At 44.5% G+C, this 26,236-nt stretch carries 18 protein-coding genes and 4 tRNA genes; 14 read left to right on the plus strand and 8 right to left on the minus strand.

Going from position 1 to position 26,236, the window contains the following annotated elements; all coding sequences use genetic code 11:
- Positions 1-615, plus strand: coding sequence for a ComEA family DNA-binding protein (locus tag SYN_RS07285; RefSeq protein ID WP_011417433.1), 615 nt, complete (start codon positions 1-3; stop codon positions 613-615).
- Positions 616-669: 54 nt separating this feature from the next.
- On the opposite strand, the gene SYN_RS07290 is transcribed toward SYN_RS07285, so the two are convergent.
- Positions 670-1,323, minus strand: coding sequence for a lytic transglycosylase domain-containing protein (locus SYN_RS07290; RefSeq protein ID WP_011417434.1), 654 nt, complete (start codon positions 1,321-1,323; stop codon positions 670-672).
- Positions 1,324-1,443: 120 nt separating this feature from the next.
- Here SYN_RS07290 and SYN_RS07295 point away from each other — a divergent pair.
- From SYN_RS07295 to SYN_RS07350, 12 genes are all read left to right on the plus strand, one after another.
- Positions 1,444-1,520: transfer RNA gene (locus tag SYN_RS07295), tRNA-Pro, on the plus strand.
- Positions 1,521-1,776: 256 nt separating this feature from the next.
- Positions 1,777-1,863: transfer RNA gene (locus SYN_RS07300), tRNA-Leu, on the plus strand.
- Between the two features lie 56 nt (positions 1,864-1,919).
- On the plus strand, positions 1,920-3,251 hold the full coding sequence (gene tig, locus SYN_RS07305) for a trigger factor (RefSeq protein WP_011417435.1): 1,332 nt from the start codon (positions 1,920-1,922) through the stop codon (positions 3,249-3,251).
- A complete protein-coding gene (gene clpP / locus SYN_RS07310) occupies positions 3,251-3,835 on the plus strand; it encodes an ATP-dependent Clp endopeptidase proteolytic subunit ClpP (protein ID WP_011417436.1) in 585 nt (194 codons plus the stop codon). The genes tig and clpP overlap by 1 nt, the downstream gene beginning before the upstream one ends.
- A 25-nt stretch (positions 3,836-3,860) precedes the next feature.
- Positions 3,861-5,123, plus strand: a complete 1,263-nt coding sequence (gene clpX / locus SYN_RS07315) for an ATP-dependent Clp protease ATP-binding subunit ClpX (RefSeq protein ID WP_011417437.1) — start codon at positions 3,861-3,863, stop codon at positions 5,121-5,123.
- 45 nt (positions 5,124-5,168) lie between these two features.
- The gene (lon, locus tag SYN_RS07320) at positions 5,169-7,607 is read left to right on the plus strand and encodes an endopeptidase La (RefSeq protein ID WP_011417438.1); all 2,439 of its coding nucleotides are present in this window, start codon (positions 5,169-5,171) and stop codon (positions 7,605-7,607) included.
- Between the two features lie 118 nt (positions 7,608-7,725).
- Positions 7,726-7,801, plus strand: a tRNA-Val gene (locus SYN_RS07325).
- Positions 7,802-7,868: 67 nt separating this feature from the next.
- Positions 7,869-7,945 (plus strand) — tRNA-Asp (locus SYN_RS07330).
- 198 nt (positions 7,946-8,143) lie between these two features.
- On the plus strand, positions 8,144-9,016 hold the full coding sequence (locus tag SYN_RS07335; RefSeq protein WP_041584854.1) for a radical SAM protein: 873 nt from the start codon (positions 8,144-8,146) through the stop codon (positions 9,014-9,016).
- A gap of 380 nt (positions 9,017-9,396) precedes the next feature.
- On the plus strand, positions 9,397-10,941 hold the full coding sequence (gene lnt / locus SYN_RS07340; RefSeq protein ID WP_011417440.1) for an apolipoprotein N-acyltransferase: 1,545 nt from the start codon (positions 9,397-9,399) through the stop codon (positions 10,939-10,941).
- Positions 10,938-12,027, plus strand: a protein-coding gene (gene prfB / locus SYN_RS07345) for a peptide chain release factor 2 (protein WP_237671322.1) whose coding sequence is annotated in 2 segments (ribosomal slippage) — positions 10,938-11,006 and positions 11,008-12,027 — 1,089 coding nt in all. Because the reading frame shifts where the segments join, the coding sequence is not laid out codon by codon here. Before lnt ends, prfB begins: the two co-directional genes overlap by 4 nt.
- A 226-nt stretch (positions 12,028-12,253) precedes the next feature.
- Entirely contained in the window at positions 12,254-14,218 is a 1,965-nt protein-coding gene (locus SYN_RS07350; RefSeq protein ID WP_011417442.1) for a LysM peptidoglycan-binding domain-containing protein, read from the plus strand.
- A gap of 38 nt (positions 14,219-14,256) precedes the next feature.
- Here SYN_RS07350 and ybeY read toward each other — a convergent pair whose 3' ends face one another.
- The 7 genes from ybeY to SYN_RS07390 form a co-directional block, all read right to left on the minus strand.
- Positions 14,257-14,712, minus strand: coding sequence for an rRNA maturation RNase YbeY (ybeY, locus tag SYN_RS07355; protein ID WP_041584857.1), 456 nt, complete (start codon positions 14,710-14,712; stop codon positions 14,257-14,259).
- Positions 14,696-17,044: an HD family phosphohydrolase gene (locus SYN_RS07360; protein WP_011417444.1), complete on the minus strand. Its 2,349-nt coding sequence runs from the start codon at positions 17,042-17,044 to the stop codon at positions 14,696-14,698. Before SYN_RS07360 ends, ybeY begins: the two co-directional genes overlap by 17 nt.
- The gene (locus SYN_RS07365) at positions 17,044-18,048 is read right to left on the minus strand and encodes a PhoH family protein (protein WP_011417445.1); all 1,005 of its coding nucleotides are present in this window, start codon (positions 18,046-18,048) and stop codon (positions 17,044-17,046) included. The genes SYN_RS07360 and SYN_RS07365 overlap by 1 nt, the downstream gene beginning before the upstream one ends.
- Positions 18,049-18,214: 166 nt before the next feature.
- The gene (locus SYN_RS07370) at positions 18,215-19,468 is read right to left on the minus strand and encodes a M20 family metallo-hydrolase (RefSeq protein ID WP_011417446.1); all 1,254 of its coding nucleotides are present in this window, start codon (positions 19,466-19,468) and stop codon (positions 18,215-18,217) included.
- Between the two features lie 71 nt (positions 19,469-19,539).
- The gene (locus SYN_RS07375; protein ID WP_011417447.1) at positions 19,540-20,979 is read right to left on the minus strand and encodes a M16 family metallopeptidase; all 1,440 of its coding nucleotides are present in this window, start codon (positions 20,977-20,979) and stop codon (positions 19,540-19,542) included.
- A 15-nt stretch (positions 20,980-20,994) separates the two neighbouring features.
- Positions 20,995-22,563 (minus strand): M16 family metallopeptidase, encoded by a 1,569-nt coding sequence (locus SYN_RS07380; protein ID WP_011417448.1) that lies wholly within the window; start codon positions 22,561-22,563, stop codon positions 20,995-20,997.
- 573 nt (positions 22,564-23,136) lie between these two features.
- A complete protein-coding gene (locus SYN_RS07390; protein WP_011417450.1) occupies positions 23,137-24,495 on the minus strand; it encodes a B12-binding domain-containing radical SAM protein in 1,359 nt (452 codons plus the stop codon).
- Between the two features lie 460 nt (positions 24,496-24,955).
- Between SYN_RS07390 and coaBC the strand changes: the two genes are divergently transcribed.
- A complete protein-coding gene (gene coaBC, locus SYN_RS07395; RefSeq protein WP_011417451.1) occupies positions 24,956-26,227 on the plus strand; it encodes a bifunctional phosphopantothenoylcysteine decarboxylase/phosphopantothenate--cysteine ligase CoaBC in 1,272 nt (423 codons plus the stop codon).
- The last annotated feature ends 9 nt before the right edge of the window (positions 26,228-26,236 follow it).

A 26,236-nucleotide genomic window follows, 5' to 3' on the forward strand; every position in this document is an offset into this window, starting at 1 on the left:
ATGAAGCCAGGCTGCAGAAACAACAATCTGACCCGAAGCCAGTTGGGCGGCGCTGTGCTTGTAGCCTTGAGCGCACTTTTTATTCCAGCCGTCCTTTTCTTTTACAGGGAGTATGTCTATTCAGCACCTGTCATCCTCCTCGGCGATCAGCGTAAAGATTTTGTTACCATTGAAATCGATGGAAACACAAGAAGAGGAATCTACTTTCTCCCGGAAGGAACAAGACTGGAAGATCTTCTGTCTCTGCTGCGGCTTAGACTGAACTCCATAAAATCAACCTCTGCTGATTCTGCTCCTCCTGATTTCTTCAATCCTTTGAAAGACGGGGTCAAAATCATGGTGTTACGAGATGAAAAGAAGAAATTCGAGATCAGGCTGGGAAGGATGAGCGCCTCTACGAGAATTGCCTTGAACATGCCTATAGACGTAAACAGCGCCTCAATGGCAGAACTCGAACTTGTACCGGGCATTGGAGAAAAAACGGCACAAAAGATTATCGAAGCAAGAAATCAAAAGGGGAAATTCCACAAGCTTGAAGAGATGATGAAAATCAATGGAATTAAACAGAAAAAACTGGATAAATTGAGACCATTTCTTTGCGTGGAACCTTTTTAAAAAAATGAAGATGACAGGGATTGAATTTTATTGTCGATCCATCCTTGTTTAAAGTTACCCTCCGCTGTTCCGGTATTGATTCAAATAGTGTAAAACGCGCTGCACATAATTCTGCGTTTCGCGATAGGGAGGAATGCTGTTGTTGTAACGGGCAACAGCGCCCTCTCCTGCATTATAGGCCGCGAGAGCCAAAGCAAGGTTGTCCTGAAACAGTCTCAACAGGTAACGAAGATAGCGAACACCACCGTCAATGTTATTTTCCGGATGAAACACATCCTGAACATTCAATTCCGCCGCCGTGGACGGCATCAATTGCATTAAACCTTTTGCCCCTACGGGAGAAACAGCCCGATGGTTGAAATTCGATTCTGCTTTAATGACCGCTTTGATCAGAGCCGAGTCGACATTATATTTTTCCGAAGCCTTGCGAATAAGAGAGTCATACCTCGTCATGTCTTTCGAGGTCATCTTAAAAAGAACTCGTCTCTCCTTCATGACCAGAGAATATTTGACATGCGGCTGAGAGGGAACGTTGGTTAGATGAATGACCCCGCTTTTGTCGATATATTTGTATATGTCGGAATGTCCGGGGGAAGGACAAGCGAGAATCACGAAACCGAGAAGCGCTATCACTTTCAGCGGCAAGGGAGTATCGGCGACAATATTCCTTGAGCCAACTGGCGGCAAGTGCAAACTTATTTCGTTCATATTGCTGATTCATACTTGATCATGATTCAGAATACAAGGTTTTTTTCCTGTGATTATCCTTGACATCAAAATTTTATAATGGTATTCACGTCACCTGTTTTTCGGAGTAAAAATAAGCGTCGGGGCGTAGCGCAGTCTGGTAGCGTATCTGAATGGGGTTCAGAGGGTCGGAGGTTCAAATCCTCTCGCCCCGACCAATAATTCCAGTTTCGGATTTTAGATTACATCAAAGCGACAAGGAAATGGTAATGCCGGCGGGCACAATCTAGGTGCAAGAGAACCGGCGCAGGAACCAGTGAAGAGTGTGATGTAATGTGGAACCGGAATGACAGTCAAATCGATTAAGCCGCCTGCCAGGCGGTTTTTTTAATTAAACTCACCCCCGTCCTGACAGATGCAATAGCCGTTGACAATTCATCTTCTAGTTAATATATACGTTTCAAGAAGCTACCTGCGAGAGTGGCGAAATTGGCAGACGCACTGGACTTAGGATCCAGCCCGCTGTGGCGGATAGGGGTTCAAGTCCCCTCTCTCGCACCATACTTTGTGAATCATGAGCTTTAATTTCCAAATATCATTGCTAAGGAGTTAACATTGTGGATGAAAATACTGTGGCGGTAAAGGTCGAAGAAATCAGCCCCGTAAAGAAGAAGCTTTTGTTCGATGTACCATGGGAGGATGTAAAAAGGGAAAGAGACACCATATACCGTAATTTCAGCAGGACCGCCAAGATCAAGGGTTTTCGGAAGGGAAAAATTCCCCGGAAAATTCTGGAATTACATTATAAAAAGCATGCCGAGGAAGAAACGGTTTCGAGCCTGGTAAGCAGGCTATATTGGGATGCCCTGAAAGAACATGACATAAGAGCAATAAGTCAACCGGAGATTGAACAGCAGGGAATTGAAGAGGAAAAAGACTTTTCCTTTTCAGCAACTGTTGAAGTTGAACCGCAGATTGATCCGCAGGGCTATCTCGACATGACGCTCAGTAAAGAAGAACAGACCGTAACAGAAGATGAGGTTGACGGTCGTCTCGAAGATATCCGTAAAATGTTCGGTACTCTGGAAGAAGTAACGGAGGATCGAGAAATCAGAAAGGGAGATTTTGTCACCATCGATTTTGAAGGTTTTATTGATGGTCAGAATCCCGAAGAAATGAAGCGCAACGATTATTTTCTGGAAATCGGGTCAAATACCATGGTTCCCGGATTCGAAGACCAGCTTCTCGGAGAGAAAGTCGGAACGATAAAGGAAATTAAAATCATATTTCCTGAAAATTACCAGATCAACAGCAATGTGGCTGGAAAGGACGCAACCTTCAAGGTCACGATTAAAAACCTTAAGGAAAAGAAACTCCCTGAGCTGGATGAAAATTTTGTTAAAAATTTCGATAAGTACGAATCACTGGATGACTTGAAGGAAGATGTCCGCAAGTCCCTGTTTGAAGACCACAAGAGAAAAACCGAAGCGGACATGTCCAAAAAGATTATGGATAAATTACTGGAGATGAATGACTTCGATGCGCCGTCGTCATACGTCGAACGACAGATCTTTTTTATGATGATGGAAGCACGGAAAAGGCTTATCACCACGGGAATGGATCCAGCGATGATCGATCAGGTCAGCGCTTCATGGCATGACAAATATAAAGATGAAGCTACACGGATCGTGAAATCGTCCCTTCTTCTAAAGAGTATTGCGCAGAAGGAATCGATTGATGTGACTGACGAGGAATTTGAGGAACGTTTGAGAGAAATTGCGCGACAATACTCGCAAGATTACGAAAAGATAAAGGATTCCTTTAATGAAGATATGAAAGAGAATGTAAGAAACGACATTCTGAATAAAAAGGTCTTTGACTTTATTGAATCAAAAGCATCCGTTTCAATGATCGAAAAAGAAAAGACCTCACCTGAGGAGGCAAACTGATGAATCTCATTCCGATGGTGGTTCAGCAGGATGGGCGCGGTGAACGGGCATATGATATTTATTCGCGATTACTCAAGGATCGGATTATCTTTCTTGGTACGCCAATCGATGATGAGGTGGCGAATCTGATCATCGCTCAGTTGCTTTTTCTTGAATCCGAAGATCCGGATAAAGAAATTTTCTTTTATCTCAACACACCCGGAGGCCACATCAGTTCCGGCATGGCGATCTATGATACGATGCGCTATATCAAACCACCAGTCGCCACCGTCTGCGTGGGACAAGCGGCCAGTATGGGCGCTTTACTGCTTGCCGCTGGAGAGCAGGGAAAAAGATCTGCTTTGCCTCACTCAAGGATATTGATCCATCAGCCCCTTGGCGGATTTCAAGGCCAGGCTACTGATATCGACATTCAGGCGCGGGAAATACTAAGACTGAAAGATGAATTAAGTCTTATTCTTGCAGATTTAACCAACCAGCCTCTGGATAGAATCAAGACGGACACCGAACGTGATTATTATATGACCAGCCAGCAGGCCAAAGAATACGGAATTATCGATGAAATCATTGTTAAGCGGTCATAATAAATTACAAAAAGAGGAAGAATGAATGGGTAGAAAAACAACCGATTATTCCAGGGGACAAGAAATGCTTTTTTGTTCATTCTGCGGAAAAACACAAAATGAAGTAAAAAAACTTGTAGCTGGTCCCACTGCATATATTTGCGATGAATGCATTGAGCTCTGCCGATGTATTGTAGAAGAGGAAGGTGGAGGGCCGTGTGGACTGGACCTTCAAAAAAGTATTCCGGAACCCAGAATAATCAAGGAGTTTCTCGATCAGTATGTCGTCGGACAGGAGAGGCCCAAAAAGGTTCTTTCTGTCGCGGTATACAATCACTACAAGCGGCTTTCCGCGCATGCCGATAGTGATGGGGTGGAAATGCAGAAGAGCAATGTTTTGCTTATCGGTCCCACTGGATCAGGCAAGACGTTACTTGCTAAGACCCTGGCAAAGCTGCTGAATGTTCCCTTTACCATAGCAGATGCGACGACACTGACGGAGGCGGGATACGTCGGTGAAGATGTGGAAAACATTATCCTGAGTCTTTTGCAGAATGCGGATTATGATGTTGATAAGGCATCGAAAGGCATTGTATATATTGACGAAATTGACAAGATCGCCAAGAAGTCGGGAAATCCTTCCATTACCAGGGATGTTTCAGGAGAAGGTGTACAGCAGGCTCTTTTGAAAATTATAGAGGGAACGCTGGCAAACATTCCGCCTAAGGGTGGAAGAAAACACCCACAACAGGAATTTATCCAGGTGGATACAACGGGAATTCTTTTCATTTGTGGCGGTGCTTTTAATGACCTTCCCGACATCATAATGAAAAGAACTGGTGTGAACGCAATGGGATTCGGTGCCGATATCAAAGGTAAACAAGATCGAAAAATAGGGGAATTGCTTTCAGAAGTTCAGCCTGAGGATTTACTCAAATGTGGACTTATTCCTGAGTTTGTGGGAAGGCTGCCTGTCATAGCCCCTTTGAGTGAACTTGATGAGGACGATCTGGTAAAGATCCTGGTGGATCCGAAAGATTCAATTGTCAAACAGTATACAAAGGCGTTCGAGCTTGAAAATGTAAAGTTGAGATTTACGGACAGCGCGCTCAGAGCGGTGGCTAAACTTGCTGTGGATAGAAAATCAGGGGCAAGAGGTTTGCGCGCAATACTGGAAAACGCCATGCTGGATATCATGTATGACATTCCATCTCGCCAGGACGTTCGGGAGTGTGTGATAAACGAAGATGTTGTCTTGAATAGAGCACAGCCTATTCTGCTTTTTGAAAAGCAGTCAGAGACAGCTTAAAATTTCAGCGTTAAAGGCTGAAAACTAAATCGCAGGAAAACAAATATGTTTGATTTTATAAAAAACAAAGAAAAAAACAGCAATATAAATTCTCTTCCTCTGTTGCCCTTGAGGGATGTTGTCGTATTTCCACACAGTATCGTTCCTCTTTTTGTAGGAAGGGAGAAATCGATTGCAGCGCTTGAATCAGCGATGAAGGATGAGAAGGGCATTTTTATGGTAGCCCAGAAAAATGCCAAAAAGGATGATCCGGCGGAAGAAGATATATTCCGGATTGGTACGATAGGAATCATCATTCAGTTGTTGCGTCTTCCTGATGGAACTGTAAAAGTTCTGGTTGAAGGAAAAAAACGTGCCGCTATCAAAGAATACGTTCCTAATGAAGAGTATTTTTTTGTTCGTGTTGAGGAAATCGAAGATGCGGAAAACAGGAATGTCGTGAAAACGGAGGCGCTGATTAGAAGCCTAAACGCTGCTTTCGAAAATTATGTGAAATTAAGCAAAAAAGTCCATGTGGAGATGGTCGGCACCATCGCTGCCATTGATGACCCTTCAAAACTTGCTGATGTGATTTCCTCTCATATCAATCTGAAACTTGAAGACAAGCAGAAAATACTTGAAATAGTTGATGTTAATGAGCGGCTGGAAGCGATCTATACACTGATTCTTTCAGAGATTGAAATTCTCGAGGTCGAGGAAAAGATCAAAAGACGCGTCAAGAAGCAGATGGAAAAAACACAGAAAGACTACTATCTGAATGAACAGATGCGTGCGATTCAGAAGGAGATGGGAGAAAAGGATGAGTTCAAGAATGAAATCGCCGATCTTGAGAAGCGCCTGAAACAAAAGAAGATGTCCGAAGAGGCCACAAAAAAGGTTAAGCAGGAGATCAAAAAGCTGCAGATGATGGCGCCTATGTCTGCCGAAGCGACTGTAGTCAGGAACTATATCGACTGGATTCTCGATATGCCCTGGTCGGAAAAGACGGAAAATGTCTATACGTTGAAACAGTCGGAAGCTATCCTAGAAGAAGATCATTACGGACTGGAGAAAGTCAAGGAAAGAATTCTCGAGTATCTGGCCGTTCAGATGCTGGTCAAGAAAAACAAAGGGTCGATTCTTTGTCTTGTGGGGCCTCCGGGGGTTGGCAAAACATCGATCGCAAAATCCGTTGCGCGTGCGACAAACCGAAAATTCGTTCGATTGTCTCTGGGCGGCGTAAGGGATGAAGCGGAGATTCGAGGTCATCGCAGGACCTATATCGGCGCCCTTCCAGGAAAGATTGTCCAGCTTTTGAAAAAAGCCGGTTCAAATAATCCCGTGTTCTGTCTGGATGAAGTCGATAAACTGAGCTCAGATTTTCGCGGCGACCCTTCCTCCGCATTGCTGGAAGTGCTCGATCCGGAACAGAATTACGCCTTCAACGACAACTACCTTGAAGTCGACTACGATCTTTCGGATGTGATGTTCATAACGACGGCAAATGTGCTTCAAACGATTCCCGCTCCTTTGCAGGATCGAATGGAGGTTATCAGGATCGCTGGTTATACAGAGCCTGAGAAGATGAATATCGCAAAGAGGTTTTTAGTCCACAAGGAAATGGAGGCTAACGGCCTGACTGCAGATAACATCGAATTCACCGACGGCGCGATTCAGACAATCATCCGGCAATATACAAGAGAAGCCGGAGTTAGGAATCTGGAGCGGGAAATTGCATCGATATGCAGAAAGGTAGCCCGTGAAATTGTGACGAGCGGAGGAAAAAACAAGATCCGGATCACGTCCAAAATGGTTCCCAAATATCTCGGGGTTCCCAAACATCGTCATGGTGAGGCAGAAGGGAAGAACGAGATCGGGATGACGGTTGGCTTGGCGTGGACGGAAGTCGGTGGAGAACTTCTTGTTGTCGAGGCTTCCATTGTCAAGGGTACTGGCAAGCTGATCATGACGGGAAAATTGGGGGAAGTCATGCAGGAATCGGCTCAAGCCGCATTAACTTATGTGCGCGCCCGAGCCGATGTTTTCGGATTACCCGAGAATTTCTATAAGGAAGTGGACATCCATGTCCACGTTCCGGAAGGAGCGATACCGAAAGATGGCCCCTCTGCCGGTATCGCCATGGTTACTTCGATTACCTCGGCATTTGTCAAGAAAAAAGTACGCGGTGATTTGGCAATGACAGGAGAAATCACCCTTCGGGGCCGCGTCCTGCCTATCGGGGGGTTGAAGGAAAAATTGCTGGCTGCTCACCGGGCAAACCTTAAAACTGTCATTATTCCAAAGGATAATGAAAAAGATTTAGACGAAGTTCCAGCAAATATTCTGAAGGCTCTTGAAATCATTCGCGTTGATCACGTGGATGAAGTACTTAGAGTGGCTTTAATCAAGGATGATAAGGATGTTGTGGAAAAGTTGTCAGACACACCCTCTTCCTACGACATAACTGATGTGTCTTCTGTAACCCAGCCTCAACTGGCAAGTTGATAATAAAGAACAAATTCGCGAAAATAGGGAAAAATTGAGAAAACTTTCAGACATTATTTATTCCTTGACATTGCAGATCAATACTGCTAAAAGACCTCACCTGCGCTGGTAAACATGAGGGCGGGTAGCTCAGCTGGGAGAGCGCCACGCTTACACCGTGGATGTCACAGGTTCGAGTCCTGTTCCGCCTACCATGAAACATGGTGGGGAAGCTGCCCGGTAATTTAGAATAGAGCAGCGTAGTCAAATTTGATTTATAGCGGGGTCGTAGTTAAGTTGGTTATAACGCCGGCCTGTCACGCCGGAGGGCGAGGGTTCAAGTCCCTTCGGCCCCGCCAAGTCATAGGGAGAAGGGGGCAACTGAAGCAGCCCCTTCTTAATTTATAATGAAGTTGCCGCTTTAAGTCGGATTCTCTCCTTTACTGTTTGAATATTTTAACCGTTCCTGCTATTCATTATATTGTTTTTTCGGCAATCTTTTCCTGTAAACCTTTTTGAAAGGAAAACAGGTAACAAACATTAAAACAGGTGCCGCCATGAAATACGAGGGATCAATTTACCGTCCACCAAGTGAGGCATACAGCTTGTTGATTCAGGTTACAACGGGTTGCTCACATAATAAGTGTACTTTTTGCCCTCTTTATAAAGACAAGAGATTTAAGATAAAGAGTTTTCAGGAAATCGAGGAGGATATCAGAGAGGCTGCAAGATATCGTTCCGTTGGAAAGGTATTTCTCTGTGACGGGGATGCCCTGATCATCCCCCAGAAAAAACTGGTGCCCATTTTTGAATCCATCAATCGCAATCTCCGAGGAGTTGAACGGATCGGTCTTTATGGAAACGCAAAGAGCATTCTTAGAAAAACTCCGGATGAATTAGTTCAACTAAAAAACCTGGGTTTAAAGATTGTTTATCTTGGTGTTGAAACCGGAAATTCCGAATTGCTTGAAAAGATCAGGAAAGGCGTCACATATTCACAGCTTGTGGAAGCAGGGCGGAAAGTGAAAGAAGCAGGAATCCTTCTTTCCGTAACGGTATTGCTGGGAATCGGCGGTGTCGAAAAGAGTATGGAGCATGCTCGTGATACCGCCCGTATTTTAAGTGATATCGACCCGGATTACGCCAGTGCCTTAACACTTATGATGGTACCGGGAACCCCGATCTATGATGATTTTATTCAGGGAAAATTTGTTATTCCGGACCAGTATGGATGCCTCAAAGAGATTGGAATGATCCTTGAGCAATCTAATTTTACTGACTGTTTCTTCACGTCGAATCACGCCTCAAATTATCTGCCTGTAAAAGCAAGAATGCCAAAGGAAAAGGAAAAGGTCGTCCGGTTAATCGAGGAAGTCATTCAAAAAGGGCAAAGCAGTGTTCTAAGATCTGAAAACATGCGCGCCCTGTAGAAAAAATTGTAAAAACGGAACTGGATGAATTTCAAAACGAAGAATGAAACATTTTGCCGATAATTCTTTCTCGATAAAAAATCGTAATATTCAAGAAATCAGTTTAATCGATTATAGAAGCAGAAATGAAAAGGGGTTACACTCTCTTTCATATCGGGAAAATGGCATGGTGTGATTTTTGTTCTGAGAAAACCATGTTCCATGCTCGAAATCAATTATGCTCATCTTAAAATCAATACGCTGACATAACAACAGGGTATGGCAGTTCTTTTCTCTAACTGTAATGGATCCTAAGTTGGGTAATAATTGAGGACTTTGTAAAAGAAATTGTCAGCGGAATTCGTGATGAGCTTGACATCAAAAAAAGATAGAGTTTAATCGTGCAACTTTCTTATCTTGCTCTTCACCGCAAAACAATAGCCGTAGCAGCTTTATCCAGTCTGCTTCTTTTTTTATCCTTTCCCAAATATGGCACTGGTCTGTTTGCTTGGATTGCCCTGATTCCTTTTTTGTACACACTGCGTGAAAAGACTGTTTATCAGGGAGCGGTCATTGGATTTTTTGTCGGCATGTTGTTTCATGTCGGTCTTATTTACTGGATTGTTTATGTTATCGTTGTTTACGGAAATCTTCCTTATTACGCTGCAATCTTTTTGATGCTGCTGCTGGCAGCTTATTTGAGCATCTATTTTGCCCTTTTTGCGGCAGGTCTTATTCATCTGAAAAATAAATCCATTCCGTTTATTATTTCTGCTCCACCACTCTGGATTATTCTCGAATTCGTAAAATCAAATCTCTTTACTGGATTTCCTTGGGAGAATCTTGCGTATTCTCAGTATCTTAATCATCATGTCATTCAGATTGCCGATTTAGCAGGGGGATACGGAATATCTTTTGTCATCGTTCTGGTAAATGTTATCGGATATGATCTTTTTTTTGACCGCATTACAAAGAAAAAAATTGCTTTGGAGATTGCCCTTGGAATAGCCTTGATTTCTTCCATTTATAGTTATGGAGTTTTAAGGGGAATGCAGATCGATATGGCCGTTGCAAAGGCACCTTCAATACCGGTAACCCTGGTACAGGGTAACATAGACCAAAGCCTGAAATGGAATGATCACTATCAGAAGGAAACGATCGACATTTACCAGAAACTCTCGCTCGCTCCACCGGAGAAGACTTCACCCGGCATGATCATCTGGCCGGAGACTGCCGTTCCTTTCTATTTTCAGAATGTGGATGACCTGCACCGAAGGATCGTATCGCTGGCCGTGCAAACGGAAAACTGGATTCTCTTCGGCAGCCCCAGCTATGCAGCCGAGGAGGGAAAACTTTCTTTTCTGAACACGGCGTTCCTTTTATCTCCCCATGGCAACATGGTTGCTCAATACAATAAAGTTCATCTGGTCCCCTATGGAGAATATGTTCCTTTGCGTCGATTCTTTCCCTTCATAGGCAAGATGGCGGCAGGGGTAGGCGATTTTCAGGCCGGTGAAGGATTCATCCCGATTAAAGCGGGTGAATGGAAAATCGGCGTTCTTATCTGCTACGAGGGCATACTTTCCGAAGCTGGTAGAATCTATAAAAATGAGGGAGCGGGGCTGCTCGTCAATATTACCAATGATGCCTGGTTTGGCAGAACTTCAGCCCCCTACCAGCATCTTTCAATGACCGTATTCAGGGCAGTGGAAAACAGGTTGTTTCTTGCAAGAGCTGCAAATACCGGAATAAGTGCCATCATAGATCCGACGGGAAAGATTTTGATGAAATCGTCAATCTTTGAGAGGACTGCTATTCAGGGACACATAAAATATTTAAATTTACCGACTTTGTATGCAAAATATGGGGATATTTTTGTATATGTTTGTTTTATCTTGCTGATATCCATTTATCTAATGTCTGAGAAAAGGAGAATAACGAAATGATTGAAGATTTACCCGCAGCTCTGGCTGACTTGGAAAAAAAAATAGAAACGATAGGGGAGTGCCTTTGACATCGTCGAGAAAGAAAAACGGATTCAGGAACTTGAAAGCATTTCCCTTAAACAGGATTTCTGGAATGACGCTGACAAGGCAACGTCAATTCTGAAGGAAAAGAACAACCTGACGGCGACAGTTGATGCATGGCATACCCAGCAAAGAGCTATTCTTGATATTGAGTTTCTTTATGACATGGCCAAGGAAGAAAATGACGAAGAGGCCTTGGAAGCTATCTCGAATGATATAGAATCATTAAGGAAATCAGTGCGGGAAAGCGAACTGAAAATGATGCTTGGCAGTGAGCAGGATCCCATGAATGCCATTGTCTCCATACATGCGGGCGCGGGGGGGACGGAGGCTCAGGATTGGGTGGAAATGCTGTTGAGAATGTATCTCCGATGGGCGGAGAAACGAGGTTTTAAAACGACAATTATTGATTATCTGCCCGGTGATGAAGCCGGGGTTAAAAGTGTTTCCTTTACGATTGAGGGTGAATATGCCTATGGTTACGCAAAAGCGGAGATTGGCATTCACAGGCTGGTCAGAATATCACCCTTCGATGCCAGCTCACGACGTCATACTTCTTTTGCCTCGGTTTTCGTTTATCCTGAAGTCAATGACGAAATCGTCGTGGAAATCGATGAAAAGGATTTAAGAATCGATACATACAGATCAACCGGTGCGGGCGGACAACATGTGAACAAAACCGATTCCGCAGTCAGAATTACCCATATGCCGACGGGTATTGTTGTTCAGTGTCAAAATGAGAGATCTCAGCATAAAAACAAGGCTATGGCAATGAAATATCTGAGATCAAGGCTTTACGAACTCAAAATTCAGGAACAGAATGAAAAGCTCTCCGAAATCAACAAGACGAAAAAGGACATCGCCTGGGGGAGTCAGATTCGGTCCTATGTTCTCCAGCCTTACAAGATGGTCAAAGATCACAGAACCAATATCGAAATCGGAAATGTCGGCAGAGTTTTAGACGGTGACATTGACGATCTGATCGAGGCTTATCTCCTCCAGTAAATTGATGACCGGAATTCCTTATAATTTCGTGATATCAACACATACGGGGATGATGCTCCTGTATTTCGTCATTTTTTCTTAGAAGTATGGAAAAAATGTGATATAGGGACAAAAAAATTGAAATGAACAATACACGGGATCATTCAGGATCATTCAAAAAAATATCAAGCCCTCTGCACATTGAAACCAAACATTAGAGGTTCTTTTCAGGAAGGAGTTTCACCTCATGAAAAAGGCAACTCTGTATAAAATTACCCATATCATTTTTATGTTTCTGTTATCATTATATTTTACACACAGCGTTGGTGCTCAAACTCAAAATGATAATGAAGGCAAGGATGGAAAAGCAACGAGCAAACAAAATTCCTCTTCACTGCAGAATATGAAGAAAAATTCGAGCATGAAAGATGTACAGATAAATTTGCCATTATTCGCAAAGTTAGCCAGCCCTTCTCCTGACGAAGATTTCGATGAGGAGGATAAAGAGGGTGACCGGGACCTCATGGAAGAAGCACTTACTTACCTGAACCAGTCTCAAAAACTGTGGGAGAAAGGTGATATTGAAAAAGCACTGGATTTTCTTGACCAGGCTTATACGCTGGTTCTGGAAACCGATGGAGATCTGGAAATCGCACGTCAGAAAGATGATCTGCGCTTACTGATATCAAAGAGGATACTTGCCATTTATTCGTCGATTCAGTCAACGACTCTGGGAAAACGCAGCGAGATTCCGTTGGCAATGAATTCAGATGTTGAAAGAGAAATTCGATCCTTTCAGACCTGTGAAAAGGATTTTTTTGTATCATCCTATCAGAGATCCGGAATTTACCGGGACAACATCGTAAAGGAATTAAAAAAAGCCGGTTTGCCGGAGGAGCTATCTTGGTTGCCTCTTGTTGAAAGTGGATTTAAAATCGGTGCCCTATCGCGAGCTCGTGCTCTTGGCCTCTGGCAATTCATTCCGTCTACCGGATATAAATTTGGTTTGAATCGCGATGAATGGGTCGATGAGCGAATGGATGCGGAAAAATCGACGAGGGCGGCAATCAGTTACTTGAAGGAATTGCATGGGATGTTTGGAGACTGGCTGACCGTGCTGGCCGCTTACAACAGTGGTGAAGGCAGAGTGATGAGAGTCATATCCAGACAGCATATCAACTATCTCGACCGGTTCTGGGATCTTTATCATCAGTTGCCCAATGAAACGGCTCGCTATGTTCCGCGTTTTCTGGCAACTCTGCATATCATTCGGGACCCCAAGAAATATGGTTTCGATCTGAAAACAGACATGGAACAGACGTCGCCTTATGAATATAAGATTGTAAAATCTTATAAACCTATGAAGCTGCAGGACGTTGCCTTTTATACAGGCGGTTCTGAAGATGTTTTAACCGGAATGAATTCAGAGTTGCGTCATAAGATGACGCCGGATAAGGAATACGATCTTAAGCTTCCACCGGAGGCCGTTGAAAAATATGCTCAGATTATCGATCAAATTCCCCAGTCTGAAAAACCAAACAATGTTTCCATGGTATCGTCATTAAATCGTGGAGACCACAAATCCGAACGTGTATCTGAACGGCCTGCGCCAAAATCAAGATATTTGAATTACAGGGTAAAGCGGGGGGAATCACTCAATACAATCGCGAAAAAGTATGGAATATCTCCTCGTACACTGAGAGCCAGCAATCATCTTTCTTCGAGGAACAAGTTAAAGGCAGGGCATAAAATTCGTATCCCGATAGCGAATTCAAGAATATTAAAAAGAGAATCCGTTCAAATTGTGGGTGCAGGCCAGAGTAAAAATTCACTCGCGAAGGAGACGCTGATTCGTTATAAGGTAAAAAAAGGAGATTCTCTTTCATCCTTGGCACAGCGATTTGGCACAAGCGAAACAGAAATAAAAAAGATGAACCGCATCAAAGGAAAATATCTGACAACCGGAAGTGTGATCAAAATAAGCCGATTCAGTGATGATGATTCTGTTAGTGAACCCAAAAGAGATTTAAGCAGAAAGTCAAATAAACGGGTGAGTTCGAGAGCAAAAGAAAAGACTTATCTGGTTAAAAAAGGGGACAATCTTTCCCTGATTGCCCAGAAAAACAACATGAGTCTTGATAAACTTAAAGAAATAAACAATATCGCGAAAAGAGAAAATCTTCGCCCGGGACAGATTTTGATTATTCAATAATAAAAATCTGTACGAAAAATAAATAAAATGATGATGTGTTAAAAATCGAGAGGATATCCATGGAGCAGGAAAAATAATTCCTGCTCTTTTTTTTGCATGCACGCAGTTTCCTCAGGGTTGTTATTTTCGTGATTATACCCAAGTATGTGCAGCAAACCATGAATAATGAGGAAATCAAGCTCATCTGACACAGGAATATTTCCCCGTTCCGCATCTCGGGATGCAGTATCCACAGAGATGACGATGTCACCCAGAACATCGGGGTTGACACTGCTGAACTCCCCCTCTGAGAGTGAAAATGAAATGACGTTTGTTGGATAATTCCTTCCGAGGTACCGCTGGTTGATTTCCTGAATTTCTTCATCGTCAACAAAGAGAAGACTGATTTCCTTCTCCCGGCAGTCGACCAGTCGAAGCAGTTTCTGTACTCTCCGTCGTATCTGGCGCAGATCAATTTTTACTTTTTTCTGTTGATTTCTAATCGCTATGGCCATTGACATCCTTTCGAATGCCCGCTTCACGGACTCCCTGATCGGGATAATCGACTCGATGGTGAAAGATACCATTCAATATTCTGTTAAAGATCTCCGCGATCTTGCTCAGGTCACGCATCGTCAATTCGCATTCGTCCAGTTGACCGTCCATGAAGACTTTTTCAATCCGGTCATGAACGAGACTGCTGATCCTGGCCGGTGTCGGGTTGGATAAGGTCCTGGATGAGGCTTCCAGAACGTCTCCAAGCAGGACAAGGCCGGCTTCCTTTGTTTGCGGCTTTGGGCCGGGATACCGAAAATCAGTTTCAGGAAGTGAACTTATCGAAGGGTCTTTATCTTTTTTGGCCTTGTCGTAGAAGAAGCTGACCAGTCCGGTGCCATGATGCTCCCTGATAATATCGGTAATTTCTCTTCCCAGCTTTGCCTGCTGCGCAATTTCACATCCGTCTTTGACATGAGAAATGATGACAAGGCTGCTCATTTTTGGTGAAAGTTTGTCATGCCTGTTATTTCCGTTTCGCTGATTTTCAATAAAATAAAGCGGTTTTTTCAACTTGCCTATATCGTGATAATACGCACTGACTTTTGCCAGCAGGGGATTTGCCCCGATGGCCTCCGCCGCTGCTTCCACAAGTGAGGCCACAACCACACTGTGATTATACGTACCCGGCGCTTCCATCATCATTCGCTGGAATATGGGCTGATTTAAATTGGCTAACTCCAACAGCTTGATATCGGTCGTATACTTGAAAATAGTTTCAAAAAGAGGGGTCATGCCTGCTACAATGACGCCAGAAAGTAGGCCGCCGGCCATACCCATGGCAAGTTTGGAAAAGAGATCAAAGGAAAAAATTTCATTCATTATCAAACTGATACATGCAATTACGGCAATGTTGAAAAATCCGAGGTAAAGACCGGCTTTTAAAAAAGCTGATCGCTGGCGACAGCGGACGACATGGTATGAAGCCGCTATACTGCCAAGAAAACAGAATAAACTCATTTTTATGTCGTACTCAAACAGGAAAGAAATGAGAAATGATATAAAAATATTCAGAATGAGGGCCATGTTACGATTTGTCAATACAGCAACCAGCATGGCGCCCGCAGCAAAAGGAATTGCAAAAAAACAGGTTTCCATCGATAAATAAGGGAAAGCCCGGTTGATGGCATCTGACATGAAAATGCCTGTCTTGACTAACAGGATCTGGAAAAAAGCCGTTGTGCTTAAAAATAACAAATCAACGTTGCTTCGAGCATACTTCTTGGGCCAGTTTCTAATCCTCCAGTAGTAAAGTACCAGTGACAGCAGAATAATGGTCAGGAATATTCCCAGAAAAACGGAAAGGTTTGACAACGACGCCTGTCCCTTTTTTCGATAAAATGCCTCCAGCTTTTCATGGTCGGTGTCGGAAATCTTTTGACCTTCACGGACAATCATTTCATTTTTTTGAACAAGGGAAAAAACCGGCTTAACCGTTTCCAGAAGTTTTTGCTTCTTTTTTTCCGTGGCATTCCTGTTAAAGGTCAAGTTCGGCGAAATCAACCGTCTAGTGAGGGAAATTATCGTACGTCGGATATTTTCCCTGGTGCCCTGCAGCATGGTTTCCGCTTCTTTTGAAATGACATCGTCGATTTGGTCGAGAGAGAAAATCGTGGAGAAATCTCTCTGGTCGTTTTCTGTCTGTGTCTTTAAATCTCTGATAGTGATTCCAACGGATAAATCGTGCACAGATAAGTCTGAATTGACGATAAAACGATTTCTGTATGCCGCTTCGAGAATGTGGACGATTTTGTCTGCGATATTTTGCGAAAACTTCTGTTGAAGAAGAATTTGTATCTCTTCATCAGAGAGCTTAACCCCGGTATTTTTTTCAAATTCATGAATGGACTGATCAAAAACCTGTTTCCCGATTGCTGATTTAGAGCCTTTTGCCGATTTTTCGTCAACGCGCTCAATGGTCTCAGCTATTGAAGAAAATACAGAAGGAATCGTCGAGATCAAGTTCGCTGATAAACTGCTGTCATAATCATAGACGGATTTAACGCCTTCAGCCAATTCCCGTCTTTTCTGCTCTGTGGAGGTCCGATCTTCAACAAGAAAATCCATATCCGCCTTGATATCTTTCGGGGCGATGGAGCCGATTTTGAAATAGGGACGGCGGAACTCGATCTGCGGCGTAAGCATAATGGACAGGAGCAACGCCATACAAATAAGGATAACCAGACGCTGAAAAGTCATATCCTTGGCCAGTGCGGGTACATCCGGAATCTTGTCCGATAGTTCCCGGCCTAGGCTTTTAAAATAATTTTTTGTCAGATCGCCGATTTTCATTATTTTCCTGTTGATTCCGTCTGTGTTGCCCTATTATGCTGAAAACGATCGTAAGCCTTGATAACTTCCTGAACAAGATGATGCCTGACAACGTCAACGTCAGTAAAATGGATAAATTTAATCCCCCTGGTTTTTCCCAGAATCTGTTCCGCTTCAACAAGCCCTGAAACCCGGTCTGTCGGCAGGTCAATCTGGGTAATATCGCCGGTGATGACAGCCTTGGAACCAAATCCCAGACGGGTAAGGAACATTTTCATCTGTTCAGAAGTGGTATTCTGAGCTTCATCAAGTATCACAAAAGCGTCATTCAGAGTTCTTCCCCGCATGAACGCGAGGGGAGCAACCTCGATAATCCCCTTGCTGATGAGAGCCGTTGCCTTGTCAAAATCCATCATGTCAAATAAAGCGTCATAGAGGGGGCGGAGATAGGGATTCACCTTTTCCGCGAGGTCGCCCGGAAGAAATCCCAGTCTTTCACCGGCTTCTACAGCGGGACGGGCCAGAATAATCCGTTCCACCTTTCTTTCAAGAAGCGAGGACACAGCCATGGCCATTGCCAGATAGGTTTTGCCAGTTCCGGCCGGACCAATTCCGAAAATCATATCATGAGTTCGGATGGCATCGATGTATTTCTTCTGGGCCACGCTTTTAGGAGTTATGATTCTTTTTTTTGACGAAATGAAGACGGTATCCAGAAAGATTTTTTCCAGGGTTAACGTGTTGTCTTCCGCCAGGATGCGATGGGCATAATCGATGTCGGAAGGATAAACGGGATAGCCTTTCTGTATCAGATTGTAAATCTGCAAAAGCAGGTTCTTGACCAGATCTACGGCGATGACATCTCCAGATACTGAAACGGTATTGCCTCTCGCTGTAAGTTTCACGGGTTCCAGTTTTTCTATGAGATGAATGTTTTTGTCCTGTTCACCCAGAAGATTTTTCAGCGTTTCATTGTCAGCAAAGTGAAGTTTTTCGATGGCGCTTAATTCTTTTTTAACTTTCAATTAAGATTTTGTCCTTAATAGTCATTTATATGAGTTCGCAAACCAGTTCAAAGCAGGAATATCTTGCGAGATAAGAAATGATTGAGAACTTTTATATTATTAATATAAACCTGATATACATTTAACAAAAACTAATATCATCATAAAATTCAGCTTTCAACATTTATTAATTGCTATTCTGCTTTTGTAAGAAAAGATGAGCATAGATTTTTGCATTGCCGAGCATCGTGTCAATGCTGCAAAATTCGTTGGGCTGATGCGCCATTTGGCCTAGCCTGGACCACACAGCAACCGGATAACCCTGCTTTCGGAAATGTGCGGCAACAGTACCGCCTCCTATACCCCCCGGGAAAGCCTCCGCGGAGTAAACTTCCTTGATTGCATTCTGCAATGCCCTGATTACGGGTGCATTTTCCGAGGTAGGAAGAGCGGCCTGGTTCTCCTGAACTGCCGTTATTTCAATAATAACGTCAAACTGATCTTGAATTTTATCGGCCATTCTTCTTATTTCCAGCAGGATATCCAAAAGAGAGTAATCGGGGAGGACGCGGCAATCCATGAAAAAAACGTCTTCTCCCGGAATGGTATTGATATTGGGGACATTGGCGTCCTTTCGCGTCGGCTCGAAAGTGCTGACGGGCGGTTCATAGAGAAGATCGCTTTTACTGTATAGTTGATAAAGCTTACTAAGTTCCACAATTAAATGAGAGGCCGCGAGAAAAGCATTCCTGCCGAGGTGAGGTTTGCTGCCGTGACATTGCTTCCCTGTTGTTTTAAACTTCAGCCACAGGATACTTTTTTCAGCAATTTCAATCATTGTTCCCTCATCATTTCCTGCGTCGGGAACGATGATCAGGTCCGTCATCCGGAAAGGGTTCCGAACATTTTTCAATACAAAATCGAGCCCGAATTGACTGCCCGTTTCTTCATCGGAAACGAAGGCAAGGCCGATGGATGCCTCAGGCAGGATTCCTTCATCGAGAAAAGCTTTTGCGGCAAACAGGGATGAGACCATGTCCTGCTGATTGTCTTCGGTGCCCCTCCCGTATACCCGTCTGCCCTTAACAGAAACTCTGTATGGATCGCTGTCCCAGAAACTTAGTTCTCCGGGGGGAACGATATCCAGATGGGTCAGGATCCAAACCGTCATTTCAGGATTGCGGCCGGGAAGTCCAGCCAGGATATTGGGCCGGCAGCCTGATGGAACCCTGGCATCGGGGGCGTTGATCTCTGTGATGTCTGGAAATCCCCATTCGCGCAATTGACACAATAGGTATTGCGCTTTTTCATATTCGCCCTGTCCTCCGCTGTCTGGGGAAAGAGCAGGCAATGCCGTAAACGCCGCCTGCATTTCGATCATAGCCTTTTCATATGTATCGATCCGCGTGGACAATTTGTGGAACAAGTCTCTGTCAATCATCGCTCATCAAACCTCATTCTGAAACTTCATATAACCCTTCTTTGAAACCCTGGTGCGGTAACATAAACGATTCAGTCAGTTTTAAAAATTTCTTCCCGGTTGAACTTTCCAAAGGATGAAAGAGGCGCTTCGAATTTTGTCTCCGATCCAACCACCAGAATGACGGTTTTATGCAGATCAAGATATTTTGAAGCCATTCGTTTTACATCCGTCGCGTTGACTGCCGTAATTTTTTCTCGATAAGACTCCAGGTAATCGGAGGGAAGATCCAGATATTCCAGCATCATCTGCTGGAAAACCACATCATCGGCTGTTTTGAAAGTAAAGATGAAATTATTCGAAATAGCGCTTTTCGCCAATTGTATTTCTTCAGGGGTGATTCCCTCAGACTGAATCTTTTTAATAACATCTCTCATAATATTCAGGACCTGAATTGTAGAACCCGCTTTTGTAAAGGCATAGGCTTCAAAGATCCCGTAATCTTTCCGGCCGGCGTAAATACTGCCCGAACTGTATGCGAGGCCGCGTTTGGTTCGTATTTCCTGAAACAGTCGAGATCGGAAGCCGCCGCTTCCAATGATAAAATCAAGCACGGTAAAGGGATAAAAATCAGGATGCGTGATGGCGGGGCCAAGATGGCCGTAAATAATGATGGATTGAGGAGTTTCTTTGGAAAGAAGCGACAGGGAGGAGGCTTGCACACCGGCAGGGGGAGGAAGCGACTTTAGGATGCGATTCCCTGTCCGCAAGGCGCCGAAATGCTGATCCAGCTGCACAAGGGCGTCGGCGCCGGTGATATCTCCGGAAACGGTCAGGATTGTATTTTGGGGAGAAAAAAATTCACTGTGAAAAGTCAAAAGGTCCTGCCTGCCGATCTTTTCCAGGGATCCGAAGGTGGAAAGCCTTCCTCTGGGGTCGTCTTTGTATATGAGCTTCCGATACTGGCGAAAGGCCAAATCGTCAGGATTATCTGCGATGCGTCTCAATTCTTCGATTTTGAGATTTCTGGCGATCTGCAATTTCCCCTGTTCAAACGCAGGTTTCAACAGTATCTGGGAAAATATTTCCAGAGCCCGGTCCAAATCCTTTTTCATCACGGAGAGCGTAAAGATCGTATATTCCAGATTGACACGGGAACGGATTTCCGCAGCCATAAAGGCCAGTGAATCATCGACTTCATTACCGGTCATGAACTGCGTTCCCCCGGTCAGCATGACGCTTCCGGTCAATTCCGCAAGTCCTTCTTTTCCGATGGGATCGTGAGCATGCCCTGCTTTGACCAGAGCAGTAATTTTGACCAGGGGCAGTTCATGGTCCTCCATAATGTGCAGACTGATCCCGTTCGATAAAACTTTTCTCTCGGCCTGTGGAAGCTCGAATTGTAAAGGAGAATATTGCAGGAAGTCAGGGTTGGGCGGAGCATCGGGCTGGAGAGGGTATGCAGAAGAAGGTTCCATGCATGCGAGGCTGAAAATGAAGACCATGAAGAGGATCACGATAAAATTTTTCATGGATAACTATCCTGTCTATCTGGAAGGGGTTTGGGGGATAAGCATTGCGATTGTCTTATTGTTATCGGTAAAGTACTTTTGAGCGACTCTGAGAATGTCATCGCGAGTGATTCGATCTATTATTTGATTGTGATGAACGATGTATCGATAGTCACCCGCAACGGTTTCAAAATATGACAACATTCCTGCGAGAGCTGCATTGGAATCCAGGCTTCTGATGAAGTCGGCCTTGATTGTGTTTTTTACCCTGTCCAGTTCTCGTTGGTCGACTGGTTCTTTTTTTAATCTTTCCAGTTCGTTGACAAGGGCGACTTCAAGTTCGGCCAGCGTATGAGGATAACGGGGGGCGGCGTAAATGGTGAAAAGATTGTCATAGCGGGCACCCGGCATTCCATTTGTCGTCCAGACAGTCTCTGCAAGAGCTTTTTCCTCCACAAGAGTTCTGTATAAGCGTGAAACCCTGCCGTCCGTAAGCATGGTCTGTATCACATCAAAAACATAATCATCAAAAGAGGGAAGCGAAGGTTTACGATATCCCATAATCAGCCGCGGATTGGCATCGAAAGTAATTTTTACTCTGCGTTCCCCCAGTTGTGGAGGTTCTGCCGTAACGGGATGAAAATGCCTTTCCCCGGAGGGGATTTCTCCGAAATATTTCCTGATAATCCGCAGAACAGAAAGATGATCGACATGGCCGACCACGGCAATGACGGTATTATCGGGAGTGTGATATCGTCTCAGGAAATATTCCAGGTCATGCATATTCAGATAGCTCATGTCATAAGGCCATCCCAGAATGGGGCGGCCATAAGGGTGAGCTATGAAGGCTGCGGCCATGAATTGCTCAAAAAGTTTACCATCCGGGTCGGATTCGATGCTTTGCCTGCGCTCCTCCATGATGACCTTTCGTTCGCTGTAAAACTCCCTGAATACGGGAGATACCATCCGTTCCGACTCGATCCGCGCCCAGAGTTCCAACTTGTTGGAAGGCAAACTGACCTGGTAAGTCGTTACATCCTGACCGGTTGAAGCATTGAGGCGCTCGGCTCCGTTTTCGGTATAAAGGCGGTCAATCTCATTGGAATGAAACAAAACGCTATGATCGTTTTCAAGTTTTTCCAGTTGGTCGCTCAAAGATTTTATCCTTGACCGATCCGCTTTTTCACCCTTCATGCTTTCCCTGTCCAGTGCCTGTAAGGTCCTTGCAATGTCATCAAGAATCGTTTTTTCCTTAGAGTAATTTTTTGCCCCAATCGTTCGAGTCCCTTTAAAAAGCATATGTTCAAGGAAGTGCGCGGTCCCGGTTTTTCCACTTGGCTCGTCGACGGCGCCCACTTTATGGCAGATATACAGAGAAACGGTCGGGCTGAAATTTCTTTCGACAATGAGTACTTTCAGCCCATTTTGAAGTGTAAATCTTTTAACCTGCTTTTCCAGATCATAAGCAAAGCAGGATGCTGAGAAAAAAAGAAGAGAGAGCAGGCTGGAAACTAAAGCCAGGGAAAAGGCGAAGACCCGCGCCTCAGAGATGGCTTTTGCATTAAGGCAGTCAGAGAAAAAAAGGGAAAGTCTCGGAAAAATCATTGGGTTTTTATCCCCTTGTTTTTAATGAAATCATAGATGCGGAAAACTGAAAACAACAAACCTGTCAGGCTGATCAGGATAATCAGATTTGAAGCAAAAAAATACATAATAAACGTCTGAGGATGCGTTAAAGAATACGCGTTGAACAGATTGTCTATTCCCATAATCAGAAAAAGGATGGAGCAAAAACCGACCACTCCTGTTTTAAGCCAGAAAAAAAACATAATGAATCCGTTTTATCCCGACAAGACCGGGATCCCCCCTTTACTATCCGGTTTGTACATAATGAGTGAAACGTACGGCTATCAGTTGTTCATGCGTTCGAGAAATTCAAACTCCATCGTTAAATAGAATCCAGGATCTTATCAGCGATCCCGCTCAACAGCAACTCTGAAATTTATGATGCTCCAGGATCATTAGTGGTCCTCCTTGTCTGCACCTTCATGAAAAGCAGCAATTCATGATAATCGCTTTCCTCAGTCTTTCAGGCCGGGCTTTACACGGCGCAAAACGTTCATCAGGAATCCGGAAGAGGGCCCGCTTTGGAAAAGCAATGGGAAAAGTCGGGTCAGATCAGGTATCTGATCTTCCGCGCCTGATTGTATTTTTGAGTTTCCGGTAATCTTCGCAGGAAAAGTGTTCATGCCTACAGGGAAGCAGAGAATTGTTGTGAAATAAAGGCTCGTTTGCGATATCGTAGCTCGAGGTTTCAACAGCCTTATTCCAAAGTGCTGTTCCGGGTATCGGCGAGAATTCCGCCAGGATGGGCCTGGCGCCCAGGGAAAGAACAAAGCGAATGCTTTCTTCAACCTCCCGGGCATCCTGTTCCGGAAGACCGCAGAGAAGGTACAGGCCGATATCCTGAGGCGCGTAACCGGCTTCTTTTAAATAGGAAAATGCGCTGTGCAAGTGCTCGTTCGAGACTTTTCCGCCTGTTCTCAACTGTCGTTCAAAATCTGAAGTTTCAAAGCCGAACCGCAGAGTGCGGAACCCGGACCGATACATCAACCGGCTGATCTTTGCCGTTATCGTTCGCAGATGAAGTCCGTTCGGACAATGAAACTGGCACGACAAGTCTCTGCGGATGATTTCCTTCATCAGGGGTATAGCCGTGTCCTCGGAGTTTATGAGAAAAGCATCGTCATAAAAGGAAAAATGACGAATTCCGAAATTTCGGTTCCAGAACGTTATTTCTTCGGCGACATGATTCGGGGAGCGTCTTCGAAAACTGCTGTTCAGGATATGGGATGCGCAATAGGTGCATCGAAAGGGGCAACCGCGCGAGGTCATTATGGGTAATTGTTCTTTATACGGAAGCAGGTCAAAAGCAGGGTAGGGCAGCGAGTCCAGTTCCGAAAGAACAGGAAGATATTCAATTTTTCGGTGCAGTAAGTCCTCGATAATAAAACGGATCTGCAGCTCTCCTTCCCCGGTCAGTACATAATCCGCCCCGGACTGTAAAGCGTGTTCCGGGCAGAGTGTCGCGTAAATGCCCCCCAGTATAACAGGAATGCCAGGAAATATTTCCCGGACGATCCTGATGACGTCAAATACCCCCGGATACCAGTAGGTCATCAGGGACGTAATCATGATGAGATCGGGAGGAGTGCGGGAATTCAATTCATGCCTGAAAATACGGGGCGTAATGCCGTAGCGGTAATAGTTGCGCGGAAAATCCTGCAACGGTTCCGGTTTTGGAATCCTTTCCTTTGGGTAATGTCCCTGGCCGAAAGCTTTCCTCCTGGGTTTCTTGATATGTTTCTCCCCATCGAGACCGGGATGACAGGGATTCATGCAATCGATCAATTGCACGCCAATGGAATTTTTTCTGAGGATGCCGGCCATGTATAAAAGCCCCAGTGGCTTGCTCCAGAAATCATAGGCCGCAAAATCATAAATCCAGGGGTTTATAAGAAGGACGTTGGTGTTCATTTGATCAATTTAATATGATGAATTGACCTCGTCTCAAAAAAACGAGACGGGAATCCGGTTCTTATTCTCAAAAAATATTTGTTTACATCATTTTACGTGCAAGATTTTTGAAAGCTATCGATATTATGGGAAGAACATTCGGATATAAATACTCTGCGGACACCTTTTTCAAATCAGATACTTCCGTAAATAGGCCAGTCAGCTTTGAATATGCCGTGAATAGTTTTAATCGGGTTTGTCACTCTCTTGCAGCTTGCCTGAAAAGTCAAGATAAAGATTGCAAACCGGAAAGCTTGAATTCAGCAATAAGAGATGACTCAATAGTTGGGTTAAGCGAGAAAGGCCAAATTCATTCGGTTCCTCAACAAGATTAATTTCTTGAAGTTGCCGGATAGAACTGCTATATTTTGACATTAAAAATAATCCGTGATTACAATTACTTATCAAAGGAACAAAGAATATGCTTAAGGACAAAAAAATAGTTCTGGGAATAACAGGGGGTATAGCGGCGTACAAGGCGGCGGAACTGACTCGACAATTGATTAAAAACGGAGCGGAAGTGAAAGTGATCATGACTCGTCATGCCACGGAGTTCATTACCCCGTTGACGATGCAGACCCTTTCGTGTGGTCCTGTATTTCTTGATATGTTTGCTTGCATCAAAGACTTCGAGATTGCCCATATCGCCCTCGCGGATTACGCGGACCTTCTGGTCATCGTTCCCGCGACGGCCAATGTGATTGGGAAGATTGCCTCGGGCATCGCGGATGATCTGCTTACAACAACGGTCATGGCTGCAAAAGCGCCCGTTCTGATCTGTCCAGCAATGAATGTCAACATGTTCGAAAATTCCATCGTTCAGGAAAAAATCAAGGATCTGGGCTCTCATGGATTTCATATTCTATCTCCGGCAGCGGGTGAACTGGCCTGCGGGACAGAGGGCAAGGGGCGGCTTCCCGAGGTGCCTGACATTATGGAAGAAATAGAATATCTGTTAACCGAAAAGGACCTGATGGGGGAACATATCCTTGTAACGGCGGGGCCGACAAGGGAACCTTTCGATCCCGTTCGATTCATTACCAATTATTCATCAGGAAAAATGGGATATGCCATCGCGACGGTTGCGCGCCGGAGGGGGGCGACCGTGACCCTGGTCAGCGGCCCGACCCATTTGTCTGTTCCTTCAGGTGTTGAATTTCTATCAGTTTCGACAGCCCGGGAAATGAGGGATGCCGTACTTGCGAATCTGCCGGAAGCGACGGTGGTGATCAAAGCCGCCGCGGTGGCGGATTACAGACCGGCTGTCCGGGAGCCACAGAAAATCAAGAAAAAGGACGACGATCTGACGGTAAAACTGGAAAGAAATCCTGATATCATTCAGGAGATCGGAAAGAAGAAGCAGAACCGCATTCTTGTCGGTTTCGCTATGGAGTCTGAACATCTTGTAGAAAATGCAATTGCAAAAATGGTTGGAAAAAATATGGATTTCATCGTTGCCAACGACCTGACAAAGCAGGGCGCCGGTTTTCAGGGCGACACCAATATCATCAGTATCCTGGACCGCGATGGAGAATTTCAGGAACTGCCGCTCATGGACAAGATCGAGGCGGCCGCGATCATCCTGGACAAGGTGAGGAAGATCCGGAACAGTCAGCTTAACAATCCCGAAAAAGAGCGGGATCCTTTTTCTGCTTCGTGGAAGACCGCCGGCGATAAAGACCACCTCCAATGAGTCGTGATT

The sequence above is a fragment of the Syntrophus aciditrophicus SB genome (genome assembly GCF_000013405.1).
Lineage (GTDB): Bacteria > Desulfobacterota > Syntrophia > Syntrophales > Syntrophaceae > Syntrophus > Syntrophus aciditrophicus.